This is a genomic window from Burkholderia sp. LMG 13014 (assembly GCF_905232215.1).
Taxonomy (GTDB): Bacteria; Pseudomonadota; Gammaproteobacteria; order Burkholderiales; family Burkholderiaceae; genus Burkholderia.
Genome location: NZ_CAJNKE010000022.1, coordinates 17,755 through 32,552, shown reverse-complemented (window position 1 = coordinate 32,552; position 14,798 = coordinate 17,755). Strand labels below are relative to the sequence as shown.

Genomic DNA, 14,798 nt, shown 5'->3' with positions numbered 1-14,798 from the left:
CGGGCTGTCCGCCTGCGTCCAAAAATCGTCGAGACTACCCTGCCAGGTCAGGCCGGGTATCGCGTAAATCGCCGTGCCAAGCGCGATCAGGGGCCGCTCGTGGTGCAAGGCAGACAAACCCACGGTGCTATTGACGACGACTACCCCGCGGGAATGGTCAAGCAAGGTGGGAAGGTGACCGGCATCGATAAAAAGCATGCGCTGGTCGATGCCGAGTTCCCGAGCCAGTGCCGCTGCGAATTGCTTGTAGGCGATCAGGCCCGTGTCCAGCGGATGGTTCTTGATGACAAGCCACGCGCGAGACGGGGCGTAGCGAGCAAATGAACGCAATACGGCCGAAATAGCCGCGCAAATGCCGTCGAACGGGGAATGCGCGACGATCTGCGCGTCGGAGTTCAGTTGGAGCGGAAACAGGTAATACTCTCGCTTCTCGTCCAGCAATTCCCGTGCGATCCGATCGGCCTCCCAGGCATGAACGCGCGACTGGGCGGCGCGATAGGCCAGGCCAGCGTATTCCTGGAAACCATTTTTGGGGCGATGGCTCCTGTAATACGGAAACCGGCGGGCGTGCAGCGCGTTCGCCAGACGGTAGGCGATATCGTGGTACACGCGTACCTTCAGGTTATAGCCGGTCGGGTGGCCAAAGGCCGCGGGCGGGACATGCTTGCGTTGGTCGCGATACCAATCGGGGTCGCGCGGCAGCAACGAGCGGCCATTGACGCCGTGATGCTCCATCGTGATCCAGTGGGGACGAACATAGCCCTCTTCGAACACATGTACGCGCAGGCCGAGATCCTGAACGACAGCATGTATCGGTCGATGGATTTCACGGCAATCGCCAAACAGGAAGACATCGGTAAAGTCGTTGGCTTCGACGATCTGACGGTACCAGGCCGACAAGCCTTCCGCCTTGTCACGATAATTCCAAGCCGCGCCCCCACCGGCGTAGGCCAGGTCGCCGCCACAAAAATTAACGCGGGTCACACGGTGGCCGCGGCTGCCAAGAACATGCGCGAGCTGGCTGAAAAACGGGGACGCCGTGCCTTGCAAGGCAAGGAAAGAACGACTCATAGATCAACGATGCAGTAATGGGAAAACCGGCAAACATCGCCATCCAGGCAATATCAATGGGTGCGTTCGGTGAACCGGCGTCTCGCCGAGTCGTGTCGATCTTGGTGGAGATCAGTGAGTTGACGCGTCTCACCTTTCAACTTGCCGCTGTTCATCGATTGTCACATTGAGAGATGGCTATTTTTATTCGGACACTTGTTGTGGATCTGTAAGTGGAGCATCACTGCCAGGCAGTGGATGTGACGGAAAGCAGCGCCCTGAAGTATGCCTTATTCCGCCACCGAGCCGTTAGGGCTGCACGAACTATCTCGCTCGCCGCAACACGCCATCGGGCGTGGCAGAGCGCCCTGCAGTCGGGCAGATAGATATCTTTGTCTCATTTGCGTCACACCCTGACAAATGCATTACCGCACACCGACTCCCAAACGGAGTGGCGAGGGACTCATCAGGTGCATGACAGAGGACCGGCCAGCTTCAGGCTTGGGCGGCAGTGAAGTTGCCGCCCCGGGTATCGACACCCTTGCCGATTGGCTTCCGCGCTCGTTCATTTGACGATTGCAAGCCATTGAGCCGCGCCAGCCAGGGGGAACGAGAACGGCCTCTCGAAAAACCCGGTAGCGGCAAGATTCCAGCGTCGACACAACACGCTGGCCGCATCGCCCGGCACGATGCGGGCGTTGCGCGCGGTCGTCTCGTGAACGCCACACCATGCGATGCGGCTTCGGCGGGGTGACGCACACCCTCGCCCCGCCGCAAGCGCTTATTTAGTTAGCGTGGTCAACAACGAGATCGAAATCGCGCATGACATTTGAAGTCGCACTGCCCATGGGCTAGTGACCGCAGTACAACGCTCTGACAGGCTCATGAAATCCCGATGCACAAAGCTCGCCGGGACGCTCGCCTTTCTACCGCTACACCGCGATCAATCGCTGCCAGAATCGCTTGGTCTTCCCGATTCCCTTGATAACAGGCCGCCATGCCCTGGCCAGCGGAAGCACATCGCGCAAGGCCATGGGCCCTTCGTCCAACCGCAATTCGTTAAACAGACGGTTCTGTCGAGCGCTCAGCTCATCATGTCTGCGCGAGAGATCGTCGTAGGATTTTTGCAATTCCTCTAATGCCAGGATGTTTGCAGCCTTTTCAGCAAGCGCCTCGTCTCGAGCTTCCGAGATCATCGCCAGTTCCTGCCTATGAGATTCGCTTGCAATACGCGCGTTTTCGATCTCGCGTGCCGATATGAGTTCTCGCTCGGTCACAACGTTATTGAGAGACGAATGCAGCGCATCCCGATCATGCACCAAGCTTTGGCGCTCTTGAATCAGTCCGTCTCGCTCGTGGATCAGCCCATTTCGCTCATGAATCAGCCCGTCCCGCTCGTGGGTCAGCCCGATTCGCTAGTGTACCAGTCCGTCCCGCTCGTGGATCAGCCCGTTTCGTTCATGAATCAGCCCGTCTCGCTCGTGGGTCAGCCCGATTCGCTCGTGTACCAGTCCGTCCCGCTCATGGATCAGCCCGTTTCGCTCATGAATCAACCCATCCCGCTCGTGAGTCAGCCCATCCCGCTCGTGCACCAACCCGTCTCGCTCATGAATCAGTCCATCCCGCTCGTACACCAACCCGTCTCGCTCATGGACCAGCCCATCCCGCTCGTGAACCAATCCGTCTCGCTCATGGATCAGCCCATCCCGTTCGTGAACCAATCCGTCCCGCTCTGAATGAATAGCCAGACGGCGGCTTGCTCTTTCCCTATATACATTGAATGTGACTTCCGAGATCAGATCATCGCTAAATCTCATCAGCCCCATTAATTTGTAAGCCGCGTAATCGTAAAACTCTTCGATCGGGTGAAATTTTGCCTCACCATACGGAGCATCAAAAGATGTGACAGAAAAACGCCCGTTCAAATCAAGAACGTTCAATTTCGCCATCAAACCGTCAATCTTCTTCCAGAGCAGATCAACCCACCAATTGATTTCGGATGACTCAGGGTCGCCCAATCCGGTTACGCCATCGCCAGTGATTTTATTGACGCAAGTCCGCCGCCTCATAATAATAAGCGGGACACCGATCTCTTCGGATAAAGCAATGAGGTCTTTCAGATAGTGGAGATAAATCTCCAGGTACTGGTGGCTGGTCGGAGAAATTCTGGTCCAGCTACCATCCATGAATCCATCCGGCCATTTCCAGTGCGGGCCCAGCGCCCCCGACTCCATGTCGGAAATAATGCAGCCGTCTTTTTCGTAATAGTCGTTCGTGAAATCGCTAGTCGGATCGAAAAGCAAAAACTCGTACGCACCCTTTTTGAGTTTGTGCAGCGCCTGCTTTGTCAGCTCGAAATTGATCCGCTCGGACAACTGGTGATCGGAGGATCCGAAGTATGTGCGCCCGTCGACCTTATTCGACATCAAACAAGGCACACTTACACGCCACAAGTGGGTAACATCCGCCAACCGGCTCATTCTTCCGGCAAGAACTTCGGTAACGCACCCACCGATGCTCAAAATTTTAGGCTTTCGCAAAACCGAGACTGGAGCCTGCCCGGCTTCGGTAATGTCGGTCCCACCCACTCGAAAAATTTCGCTGATGCTCATGATCTCTTGATTGCCACGATCGCGCCGGCTGGAGCAACACGTTACGTGCTCGCCCCCCCCTTTCGGCCGCAGTAGCACAACTCGATCGTCAGACGAATCGGGCTATCTACAGTCTTATGCTTTCCATACATATAACCTTACAATTTGCATATATTGACACATCAGATCAAGATATCTCGACAAATAAGAAAGAAAACAAAACAAAACCCGGCGTTGACGTTGCAATTAAGCCACGGGGAGACGAAATGCACGCCGCACTCCTTGACAGGCTCAAATTGACCGGATTGCAAGATGAACAGGGCGAAATTGACAATCGACCCCGTATAGGCATGAATCGTCAGACTCGACTCAATCGCTGACGACCTGGGATGCTGATACTGAACGCGGGATTCCTCCGTCAAGATCGGCCGAAACGGATCTGGACGGCAAGCAAGCCAACGGCACCGCAAACGGGTCCCGGTCACGCCTCAGACGCCAATTCCCGGGCAAGCGTGGCACGACCGTTGCAATGCCTGACAGGTTCGGAGATGCAATTCAGATGCCTCACCGACGGAAGTGTCGTGAGATCTGGTGATTGATGGAGTGTGGGTTGATGCTCTTGACCAGACTCAATTACATACAAACCACTCCAACCATCAGTAAAACATGGCGCGAGCGCTTGCATCAATTGAAGCGTATCTGCATGGAGCCGGAGCCGGAAGATGTCATCGACAAACGTTTGCGCACCGGGCAAAAAAACGGCAGCGGTAGAAACATGCTTGCCGGGCGTACCACGGAAACCATTTGAGTAACGGCGGAACGGATTCAAACCATTCCGCATCACCCAAATAGCGCACCAATCTTGCCGGTAGTTCGCGAAACTGAACCGAATCAAATCGATCGTGACGCATCGCGAACATTGGTGATCCGTCGAAACTCCACCGAATCCCGCAATATCCAGGGTCGCGACTTATTGCCACTCACGCAGATTGGAACACGCAGACAAGGGAGGGAAATTAGGGACGGTGCCCGTCAAATCCGGCGAACCACCTTTCCCGTCACCGATCGGATATCAGCCCGATTGCCCAGATCTTTTATTTTTTCTTTACTCTCAAAACTGGCAATTCTCAGCCGATCTCCAGCCCTCGAATTTATTCAAAAGGTCGCTTTACCGACAGACCAAGCTTCTTTAAAAGAGAAAAATCAATAACATCTGCCTTTCTCTTCCCGAGAGACTCAACCTGGTAAACCTCCAGCGACTTGAACGCCAGCCCAAGTGCTCGCTCATCATCGCTCTTTCCAAGATCCGACGGTCGCGTAGCGTGATGAATCAGAAACTCCAATGTAATACCATTCGAGGTATCCGCCTCCGAAGGCTTGAAGAATATCTGCTCCTGAACCCACATGTTCTTCTCGGCAAACGTCCATCCCGCAGCTCGAACACCGTTCGCAAAGAGATCAACCTTCTGCTCTGTCACAGTAGGCGGGACGAATGCCGAAACGTTGACGTCAATTCTCATCAGCGTCCGCGCAGCAAGCGCGTGCCCGGGCACGACGAGCCTCACCACCGCCTCCTTGGACCACCGCCCGAACGACTCGGCAAACGACAGGCCTTCACAAGCGATCGAAACAGGATCTTTGGAAAAGTCAGCAACAAAAGTTTGCCTTATTTTCCCCGGAACAACATCGGACCGCATAACACATTCCCCTTCAAATTAAGGTACAAAACTCGACAAAGCCGACAAAAACAGACTTAACTCCGACGAGCTACCATCTCGAATCGCCTCGCCTTGCCCAAAGCATCCAGCGCCCCATTGACAACGGGTACATCATTGAATCACATCGTTCGTGAAGTCGGTGGCACGCCCGCATTCGAGAATGCGTAATTCTGCACCATCCCGACCGAGACCGCGAGCGCAATTTGCTGACACACGTTGAAAATAAGTAAAATTCAACATTATTGCGATTACGTTAGTGCGATCCACGCCGGAAGTTCCGGAACTGCACCACCATGGCACATGCCGTCACGGACATGAAACCCTGCATCCGAGAAATAGTTCTGGCAGGTCACATTTCTCTCGGTAACCTTACTAACAGCTTTCACCTCATCGTGGACAGCGAGTAAACGAGTCATCACGTAGTTTAACAACGCCATCTCAACGCCCAAGCCGAAGACGCGACAAGACATTACCACTTGCTCAATGATACTGTCGCGAATGACTGCGACCGCCACGATCCCGTGCCCCGCATGTTTATCCACCATGTCAAAAGCTAAGAACTCTCCCCCCGTAGCGAACAGCGCCTCGCACTCCTGCTCAGTCCAACGCTTTCCGGTTGTGTTGAATTGATTCGTCTTGTTCAACAATTCGAATGATCTGGCATATTTTGCATCGCCTCGGCGATTAATTATTCCTGGCCTTACCCGGATCTCCAAGGATTGCAAATAGGCCAGACGGTCCACACCTCGAGAATTGAGCTCTCGATCGATCTTTGCTCGAATCAGCCCGGTACGCGCCTTCGACTCATCTGTCACGACCGACACCTGCGTTTCTGGCGAATAGTGAAGAATCATCCTCCATCGACGTTGATCGCCCGTGAGCATCCGCATCTCCGGGAACGCTCGCCTGACCTCGTCCAGCTCCGCTGGATTGTCATCGACAAACAAAACATTCTGCGGAAGTATGTTGACTTCGCGCAGAATTTCCCTGATTGACTCGGACTTCGCTCCCCAATTCACCTTTATTGAGCAAAAATCATCGAGAGCGATACGACTCCCCCAAACCCTTGAAAAATTCTCAAGAATAAATTGTTCATCGTTCTTGCTTGATATCGCCAGGAGAATACCTCGCCTCTTGCACTCCATCAGTGCTTCCGCGTATCCAATAGGCCAACCTTCGACGAGCGACGCACTGACAATCTCATCCTCCTCGGCCAGAACCCCTTTCCACAAGGTATTGTCCAAATCGGTGACAATCAATTTTATTGGGCTCTTTGACTTCAAAACCTTTAGCGCCTGATCAACGCGCGCGATCAATGCCAAATAAAACTCCGAACTATCGTTGGCGGCATGAGTAAAATGATTGAAATACCCGTCGTAGCTGAACATATCGCCATAATGCTGACGAAGGTCGTTTAACTCAACATAGTATCCGTCAGGAGTATGATCCAGAATTTCGGCCAGACGATCGTTCGTGGAACGAACGAGCACATACAAAGATGTTTTCCGATTGTTCCAAAACAATCCCCGGTGACTCGCTATCGGCTCGATAAATGAAGTGAAGAAGACCGGCACACCTGCCGGAAGGGCCGACATGAACTTGTTTACAAGTTTCTCCAGGAGTTCGCCAGCATCTCTCAATATGGACGCCTGCTCCTCCTCCGACATCTTCACATGCATCAAGTCATCCTCGTGACGAGAAATGACTTGATACAGGACAAAACGCAATGTCAACTGAACCAAGACGGCATCGTAGTGTCGCCCTGAAATATCCGGAATTTCGTTGGGCAACCACGAATTCATTAAAAAATGGTCTGCCTTGTGCGAAGTATTGCGAATAATATCCGTCAGCATTTCCGCTGTACATGTTCCGATAACAGCGAAATGTTTTGATTCACCTTCATCCAAATCCAATTCACTTGGAAACATCCATTTCGGATCAGGGCGCATTCTCGTGTTACCCGACGGGGACCACGTCCCGGTTAGCAGCCCAAGATCAAGGACATCGCCGTCGACATGCTCTCCCGCCTCAATTTGATAAACATCCAGCGATTTGAGCGCAAGGCCAAGTGAACGAGAATCGTCAAGCGACTGGTTAACATCCATCGGCCTGGTTGGATGATGGATAATAAATTCAAGGGTAACATTACCCACCCCACCATCCTTCGGCACCTTAAAATAGATGCTTTCCGTTTTATTCTTATCTCCTTCATGAAAAGACAATGTCTTTGCCCTAACACCATTTAGCAAAACATCGGCCCTTTGACACCCAACACTCGGAGATATGAATGCCGAAACATTCACCTCGATCTTCATGACGGCACGGGTAGAGACAACTTCGGCCGGCAGGCCGACCTTGGCGATCGTTCCATCAGTCCATCGACCGAACGACTCGGCGGAACATATACCACTGCTTGTACACGGCAACACTTCATCCCGAAAATCGATCCTCAGAACTCGCATCATTTGCTTTCTCGCTCGGATTTCTTTCAGTTTTTTCGGAATACGCCACAGTCGCATGATCAATATAATTGTCAAACTTTCTTAATTTTACTAAAAATAATCCACGCCGCTGAACATCAGTCTCGACGCCTGGATCACCCGACGACGACCAAGCCTCCCTGCCTCCCCTTCACCATTCTCGCGTCGAACTTGCGCATCTTTTCCATCACCACCCTCTACGCCATCGGATTCTAACCTCGAAGAGAAATCACGATAAAGACTGGCGTTTTTCCCAATTCGAATCCGAACTAGAATTCGCGATATTACGATGTGACGCCCTGCGGCATGCTCTCGACACCACTGATCTTGACTAAGACGTTGCCCGACCACTTTGCCGAGTTTTTGCAGCTATCCCGTATCGAGCTCGAAGAGATAGACACGCACTCGGTTACGGTTCACCGAACCCTGACGAGTGCGGCGCTAGCTGTAAGCCGCAGCAGGCGCTCATCTCGTGGATCAGAGATTGCGTGTCGCGACGCCCACAACCTGGTCGATGGTACAACCGCGTCAACCACATCGCTCTTACGGTCCTCGCCTGACTTCCTCATAGGGTGACCAAGTCTCGGTGACTCCAGCTCGATCGCCACCGTACACGACACCGATCGTATCAACGCGCCTGAATTGGCCTCCCCCGACCCGATAAGCCAGGCGTTGAGCCATGAATATTGTCAATTGACAGCGTGACCGGCGCGGCTTTGAGCCGTGACTGGCGGCAACATCCTTCGGCGACAGCAACGGCCGAGAATTTCTCAGAAGGAGCAACCCGAGCTGAAAACGATACGCCAGCGCGATCCGAGGCTTGATCCGCCCCCCCCAACTTGAGAGAGGTCGATTCCGCTCGTATCGAGCCCGCACCGCCAAGCATTCGATGCATGGACGACATGCACGAAATCGGTGCAAGAATCCGTGAAGCGCACCCTTCAACCTCGCACGTCACAAGTCTCTTGCTCAGGAGCCGTCCGGTTAAAATAGCGGACGCATCAAATTTCGCAGCACTCGGAATCTCATCTTATGGCCAAGGCGACACACCAGACCGTCAACATCGCGTCGAACCGCTGCACGGGCGGTCTATCACGAAGACGAAACGCGTCTTGGGTCGAGCGCAGTTGCTCCCGTCAGCAAGCTCGAGAAATCGTCGTCCCCGCCGTCCAGACGCAATGCCTCAACGACCTGTCGCGCCCCGAACAGCAATCGACAACTTCAACGGTGAAGATCGTTTATCGACCTGACGACGCCTATGGCCTGAAGCCGCTGACCGCGGTTGAACGGCGTGCAATCTCGACGTCAGGTTCCGGCTCGACCGGCGACCTGCTGGAAGCATATGGCCGCGAGCAAGTGATGGGCGTTGACAACATGGACTACGCCCCCAGCAGAACGGCAGCCGCACGTGGAAATACGGAGTTGACGCGTGCAACGCCACTTGATGAGAACCTCAGCATGAGTGCCCCTCTCCCTGACTATCAGGACACAACGATCGGGCGCCCTCTCGGCATGACCTCACTTCCATCGCCGGCGCGCTTCCGATGACATCGGCCAGCCCGGAGAATTGAGGGCTTGCGCGACAGTGCCCCCATCATTGAGCCGGGTTTCGACAGAGGATAGAATATTTACAGCGCCATCAATCCACTCCAAGCAGAAAGACGGAGACATATTTTGGAATTTCTTTACAAGCGGAATTAACAAAGAGGCGTGCAAATGGACATCAAAAGCATAATTGATAATCCGCTTCGATTTAAGCTGGGTGACGGCAGCATTTCAAAAAGCAACCTGATACTGCGAAGCGGCGGCGAAATTGAAGGCGGAGTCGACGAAATTTCGTGGAAAACTGAAGACGGCGCGCTCCTGTTTTTTGACAAAGAAGGTAAAAATTGCACCAGATTCGATTCGATAAAATTCGAATCCCCTGAACGGTGGCAGATGTACGGAAGCGGATTTTCGCTTGAGAAGAAAAATCGCTCAATTCGCATTCTTGAACCACTGACAGCCGGTCACTGGAACCATCTCGTTAGTAAAATCAACATCGAAATCGGGAAAAATTTCGAATCCGAAGCGCTTCTGGTTATATTTAACTCGGCAGGCTGCTCCTTTGGATCAAGAGGTCCAGGAGGAACAAGATGGGAATTTTTTGGCCTCCCAATTGCCCTCAGCATGGATTTCGTCCGATTTTCCGAAAGCGGCCCCGCTCACTGGTATCTTTACGACGTCCAATACATACTCGACTCAATAACCGGCCTAATAAACAGCGGTAAATACAAGCACGTCTTCATGTGCGGAATGAGCTCGGGAGGCTATGCCGGGATATTTTATTCCGAGAAATTATCCGAACTGCACCCCGCTGTTAATTTTGTTAGCCTGGCCATTAATCCACAAACGGGTCACGCACCGGAACATAGAAAATTCCTCCGTGAAAGCATCAAGGAGAATTTGCCCGCGATCATTTCGGATGACTGCTATGCAGCGCGCTCTCACGACGAAACCGATATAAGAAACATTATCCTCAATCGCGACGATCGAGCAAATTTAAAGCATAAAATATTTTACGACAGCCTCAATGCTGCAGAGCAGTATTATGCCGAGATGCTGACCGGCCTGAAGCAGGTGTATGCTTTCCCGCATAAACTTGGAATGAACCACTTCGACGGCTGCATGACGCTATTTAATCTCGACGTAATATCAAACGGAATTCTAGAAGAGCTGGGCGGAAAAAGGCTCGATCTCGACTACATATACTAATTCGCGCATTAGACAGGTGATGGAATGATTGCTTTTTTGAAGAAAAAGCAGGAAAGTGAAGTAGCAGCAGAGGCGCAGGAAAACTGGGAAAGCGTCACCATTGAAAATAGTGATGCCATCGTTGTCATCGGCGACAGCCACATGGACGGCTATTTCTCCTTGCGAGACAAATCCGCCATTAGCCTACTTTCCTCGCTGACGAAATATCAGGTCAAGAATTTCTCGGTCGCCGGAAACGACTGTCTGACGATGATGAAGCGAATCATCGATGACGAGCCTTATTTTGACGGAAAGAGATTCAGCGACTTTAACGCGAAATTCGCTGTAATCATTAGCAGAGACAATGACCAGTGGATGCGGGCCGCTGGCATGCGGCACTGGCAATTCGCCATTGAGCGCTTAATTCGCACCGTCCGCTGCTTTGGGATCGAACCCATCCTCGCCACGGAATTTCGAGGCAGTGCAACAGAGTACTCGGCACTTCGATATATCGCGGATAAACATAACGTGATGTTCGTCGACTCCATGACGCACAACCAGCAAATTGGAGAATTGACGCCAAGCCCGTTCTTTGGCGCCAACGAAATTCATACCGGCACAAGATCCAATGGGATACTGTGGTTCAATATCGCATCCGCACTCAACAGCCTGCCGGCACCAGACCGATCATTAAAAATTTATCGGCCCCGCCATCAGGCTACGACCTATCAGATCGAAGATCTAATTAATCTTGACAACTTCGACCTGCTGGACAAATGGAAAGAGATATCAATCACCCACAGTCATCTGCATCGATCGAAGCAGAGGGATTATGATTGTGTAGATAAGATGTCGGTAGGCGACAACTCGAGAAAGACCGACGAATATTTTCTGCTTGAAAGCAAGCAGTCTCTCTTGTTCCCCAATGTAGGCCTGATAGAGGCAACCCTACCTGGCACACCGAGAACACTAGACGAAGTTAAAATCGAAATTGACACTTTCGAGCAAGGCATCAGAATTTTTGTTCATGATCATCTCGACGCCGGTTCATTCATTTCCAACCAGGAAAAGTATCAATCAGGACGCGGCGTAGTTAATGGTGCATGGAGGGAGATCGGGGTTTCAAATGAGCCGATCTATATTTCGAAGAAAGAATTACCTCATGCCATGTGCAATGACAGTATATCTTTGCTCATCGAAAGCCCGTCGCCCTGGAAGTTAATGGATGTCAAAATCTCGTACCGAGGCAGCCTGGGTAAACCCTCTCTCCCGGCAAAACCTGTATTCCGGGAGTTTGGCGGAGAAATGCTGGAGAATCCGGGCCTCGATCTGACTGACGGCTGGTCGATCGCGGGGAAAATCGAACGCATCCAGCCGATTGACGCAGTCAATTTGCCCTTGGCTCCGGATGGAACCGATGGCCATTCGGCTTATCGCCTGGATATTGGCACTGCTATTGGTCAATCAGTCCGATTGCAGCGGCCTGTGGTGGAGCGCCGCTATCGTTTGACCGTATGGGCCCGCTGCTTCCCCCCGGCCTTTGTCGACCCCGATAAAATCGATTCCAGCATCGGTGAAAATAAAGAGTTTATCGATCGATCGACTTACAAAGGCGACACCCCCATTACGTCGGCTACTAATGATCTGAAGATGCTTCGCCTTGAGTATTCATTTGGAAATATTATTCCAAATGGCGGCGGCATATACATGGAAAATTTTGTTCCGTTGATATGGGCTCCGATATCATTTGACTTTGTTTACCCCGCATTCCCTCGTGACAACGCATGCTTCACATTCCGCTGCTCTGCCCCAAGCGGAGAGATTCAAATTTCAAAAATGTCACTTAGAGAAGTGCGCTAAGTTTCAACGAAAATTGGCTCGTTTCGTGCGTCAAGAAATGTAATGCAGTGAGAATATCGGAGCGGATATCACATGGGGTACCGCTCCGCCGTTCGCTACCTTGCTGACCTCCGGAGACGGCTTCGTTGACCATGATGCGCGCGAATTGCTGATGCGGCGCCGGCCCCACTGACCGGCGCCGACAAGCTTGCCAAGGGTAATCGATCCACCATCGGAGTGTTGATCACTTCGGCCGAGAGCCAAATTTGCATCGGCATCGGCGCTTTGAGATCTCGGATCGAATCCGGTATCTGCTTTCGCAATCCGAGCCGTGTGGGTGCACCCCGAACGGGCAGCAAGCAGCGCCATCAGACCGCATGAGTTTGTTGGGACATTCAAAAATTTGATGCTCCGGGACATGCGATCCTATTGCCGCAACGCTTCGTGAAGAGAACCCACCTCGATGGCCAACAGCGCTATATTTTCGATCTGCACACCCAGCCATATCGGGCAGGCATCCGTATTTTTCAACAGCCTGAACGATGCGGATCCTCAAAACCGAGGTGACGTCGACAGATATTTGTTTATAGTCGGTGCACCCGCCGATTTTTCACTTGACGAATCATTCTGCGACAAAGTCATTCGTGCGGAAAGCGTAACCCCGCCCCACTTTATCGAGCAGCTTTCGAATCGATACACTCCCGCCGAACTATGCTGGTCACTCAAACCGGTACTGTTTAAAACAATACTGGAGAAATACGAATCGGCGCTATATTTCGACACCGACATATGGTTTACCGGAAAAGTCGCCGACATTTTTACGGAATTTAGCGATTCCGATATATTGCTCACGCCACACTATCTCCAACCGTTCAATCACCAAACTCCATTTGGAGTCAAGGCGCTTAGCTTACTCCGCGGTGGCGTTTTCAACGCCGGATTCATTGGAGTTCGACGATGCGCCCAGGGCACTTCGTTCCTTGATTGGTGGGAGAGTCAGGTAGTCAGACACGGCAGAAACGACCCGGACAAGGGGATGTGCGGCGATCAACGCTGGCTCGATCTGGTTCCGGCGTTATATCCGAGCTGCAAAATCTCTCGACACCCAGGCATGAATGTAGGATATTGGAACTTACACGAACGACATATCGCTCTCATACAAGGGCGACTTACAGCCAACGAACGCGAGCTTATTTTTATTCATTTCAGCGGATTTAACTCGGAGCAACCGGAATCTTTTTCCAGCCACTTGCCTGCGTTCAAGGCTCAAGAACCACTACTGTCAATCATTTTATCCTACAATACCGCCCTCAAAAAATCCTCGGTCTTTGACAAAAACATTTATATTTATAAAAAATGGTGGCATAGGCAAGTCAAATTTTACAGACGAATTCGAGATGCATACAGAAACCCGCGTGATCAGTTCTCTTCTTAAGCCGCGCACGGCTGCGATCCTTGTGACGCACAATAGATGCGACTATTTGAAGCACGCCATCAATTCGCTCGAAAGTCAAATTAAGCAAGCCGATTTAATCTACATCGTAAACAACGCTAGCACCGATGGCACTGCAGAGTACCTGGCCAGCAGCGGCTACAACTCCGACCCTCGCTTCAAAGTAATCAATTCAATACACAACGAAGGTGGGGCTGGAGGATTTCATCGCGGAATGCGGCAAGCCATCGAGGATGGTTATGACTGGCTTTGGCTTCTCGATGACGATTGCGTGGCCCATCCTGCCGCCCTTTCCGAGTTAGCGAAAATCGCCATCGGACCGCTTGACAATATCGGATTCGTCTGCAGCCATGTGGTTTGGAAAGACGATAGCCCGCATGAAATGAATCTTCCAGGAATTCGGCTACACTCGTCGGGCCAGCCGTTCAACAAGCTTCTTGAACACAATGGCCTCCTCGTACGCTCTTGCTCGTTCGTTTCCGCCCTCATCTCCAGGGAAGCAGTTCTAAAATTCGGCCTCCCATTTAAAGAGATGTTTATTTGGGGTGACGATATAGAATATACCGAGAGAATTACAAACGGGAAAATGCTCGGGATTTACGCATTCAAGAGCGTCGTTACGCATCTTACGGACAAAAACGAGAGTGACGATCTACTTCGCGCTCCGCCCGAAAAATTCAAAAAACATTACTACGGAATAAGAAACAATCTTTTCAGAAAGAGAATTGCGAAAGGATGGCGGTCGTACCTGCTGGATCTCGCGGAGAGTATTTTTATTTATAATGCGAAGATAGCATCCGGACGCAACAGCTCGAGATTATCTGCTATTTCGACAAACACACGCGCGTCTTTGGCGAGCTTATTCTTTCGACCATCCGTCGAATATCCCGACGAAGCACAACGCCCCGATCACAAATAAAACAATTCGTCGCAC

Annotated in this window: 11 protein-coding genes; 6 read left to right on the top strand and 5 right to left on the bottom strand. The window is 51.9% G+C overall.

Annotated features, from left to right (window positions below; genetic code table 11):
- From JYJ84_RS05340 to JYJ84_RS05335, 3 genes are all read right to left on the bottom strand, one after another.
- Positions 1-1,071 (bottom strand): capsule biosynthesis protein (locus JYJ84_RS05340; protein WP_205189127.1); only part of this gene is annotated, 1,071 nt, incomplete at its 3' end.
- Positions 1,072-1,982: 911 nt separating this feature from the next.
- On the bottom strand, positions 1,983-2,327 hold the full coding sequence (locus JYJ84_RS37620) for a hypothetical protein (protein ID WP_240201835.1): 345 nt from the start codon (positions 2,325-2,327) through the stop codon (positions 1,983-1,985).
- A gap of 138 nt (positions 2,328-2,465) precedes the next feature.
- Positions 2,466-3,662, bottom strand: coding sequence for a hypothetical protein (locus tag JYJ84_RS05335; RefSeq protein WP_240201834.1), 1,197 nt, complete (start codon positions 3,660-3,662; stop codon positions 2,466-2,468).
- 589 nt (positions 3,663-4,251) lie between these two features.
- Here JYJ84_RS05335 and JYJ84_RS05330 point away from each other — a divergent pair.
- Positions 4,252-4,449 (top strand): hypothetical protein, encoded by a 198-nt coding sequence (locus JYJ84_RS05330; RefSeq protein WP_175222336.1) that lies wholly within the window; start codon positions 4,252-4,254, stop codon positions 4,447-4,449.
- A gap of 343 nt (positions 4,450-4,792) precedes the next feature.
- On the opposite strand, the gene JYJ84_RS05325 is transcribed toward JYJ84_RS05330, so the two are convergent.
- Together JYJ84_RS05325 and JYJ84_RS05320 are read right to left on the bottom strand one after the other, a co-directional pair.
- Positions 4,793-5,338 (bottom strand): hypothetical protein, encoded by a 546-nt coding sequence (locus JYJ84_RS05325; protein WP_174976847.1) that lies wholly within the window; start codon positions 5,336-5,338, stop codon positions 4,793-4,795.
- 269 nt (positions 5,339-5,607) lie between these two features.
- On the bottom strand, positions 5,608-7,878 hold the full coding sequence (locus tag JYJ84_RS05320) for an HAD-IIIC family phosphatase (protein WP_240201833.1): 2,271 nt from the start codon (positions 7,876-7,878) through the stop codon (positions 5,608-5,610).
- 993 nt (positions 7,879-8,871) lie between these two features.
- On the opposite strand from JYJ84_RS05320, the gene JYJ84_RS05315 reads away from it, so the two are divergent.
- The 5 genes from JYJ84_RS05315 to JYJ84_RS05295 all read left to right on the top strand — a co-directional run bounded on the left by JYJ84_RS05315 (position 8,872) and on the right by JYJ84_RS05295 (position 14,783).
- Positions 8,872-9,387, top strand: a complete 516-nt coding sequence (locus tag JYJ84_RS05315; RefSeq protein ID WP_175222338.1) for a hypothetical protein — start codon at positions 8,872-8,874, stop codon at positions 9,385-9,387.
- 168 nt (positions 9,388-9,555) lie between these two features.
- Positions 9,556-10,593 carry a hypothetical protein gene (locus tag JYJ84_RS05310; RefSeq protein ID WP_236027493.1) on the top strand — a complete coding sequence of 346 codons (1,038 nt, stop codon included), beginning with the start codon at positions 9,556-9,558 and terminating at the stop codon, positions 10,591-10,593.
- A 24-nt stretch (positions 10,594-10,617) separates the two neighbouring features.
- Positions 10,618-12,432: a PadR family transcriptional regulator gene (locus JYJ84_RS05305; RefSeq protein ID WP_175222340.1), complete on the top strand. Its 1,815-nt coding sequence runs from the start codon at positions 10,618-10,620 to the stop codon at positions 12,430-12,432.
- Between the two features lie 442 nt (positions 12,433-12,874).
- Positions 12,875-13,846: a hypothetical protein gene (locus tag JYJ84_RS05300; protein WP_175222341.1), complete on the top strand. Its 972-nt coding sequence runs from the start codon at positions 12,875-12,877 to the stop codon at positions 13,844-13,846.
- A complete protein-coding gene (locus JYJ84_RS05295) occupies positions 13,809-14,783 on the top strand; it encodes a glycosyltransferase family 2 protein (protein WP_175222342.1) in 975 nt (324 codons plus the stop codon). Before JYJ84_RS05300 ends, JYJ84_RS05295 begins: the two co-directional genes overlap by 38 nt.
- The last annotated feature ends 15 nt before the right edge of the window (positions 14,784-14,798 follow it).

What these genes read in the sequence shown, in the direction of transcription:
- JYJ84_RS05335 (WP_240201834.1), bottom strand. Translation starts at nt 3,662, where the DNA reads ATGAGCATCAGCGAAATTTTTCGAGTGGGTGGGACCGACATTACCGAA.
- JYJ84_RS05325 (WP_174976847.1), bottom strand. Translation starts at nt 5,338, where the DNA reads ATGCGGTCCGATGTTGTTCCGGGGAAAATAAGGCAAACTTTTGTTGCT.
- JYJ84_RS05320 (WP_240201833.1), bottom strand. Translation starts at nt 7,878, where the DNA reads ATGCGACTGTGGCGTATTCCGAAAAAACTGAAAGAAATCCGAGCGAGA.
- JYJ84_RS05315 (WP_175222338.1), top strand. Translation starts at nt 8,872, where the DNA reads ATGGCCAAGGCGACACACCAGACCGTCAACATCGCGTCGAACCGCTGC.
- JYJ84_RS05310 (WP_236027493.1), top strand. Translation starts at nt 9,556, where the DNA reads ATGGACATCAAAAGCATAATTGATAATCCGCTTCGATTTAAGCTGGGT.
- JYJ84_RS05305 (WP_175222340.1), top strand. Translation starts at nt 10,618, where the DNA reads ATGATTGCTTTTTTGAAGAAAAAGCAGGAAAGTGAAGTAGCAGCAGAG.
- JYJ84_RS05300 (WP_175222341.1), top strand. Translation starts at nt 12,875, where the DNA reads ATGGCCAACAGCGCTATATTTTCGATCTGCACACCCAGCCATATCGGG.
- JYJ84_RS05295 (WP_175222342.1), top strand. Translation starts at nt 13,809, where the DNA reads ATGCATACAGAAACCCGCGTGATCAGTTCTCTTCTTAAGCCGCGCACG.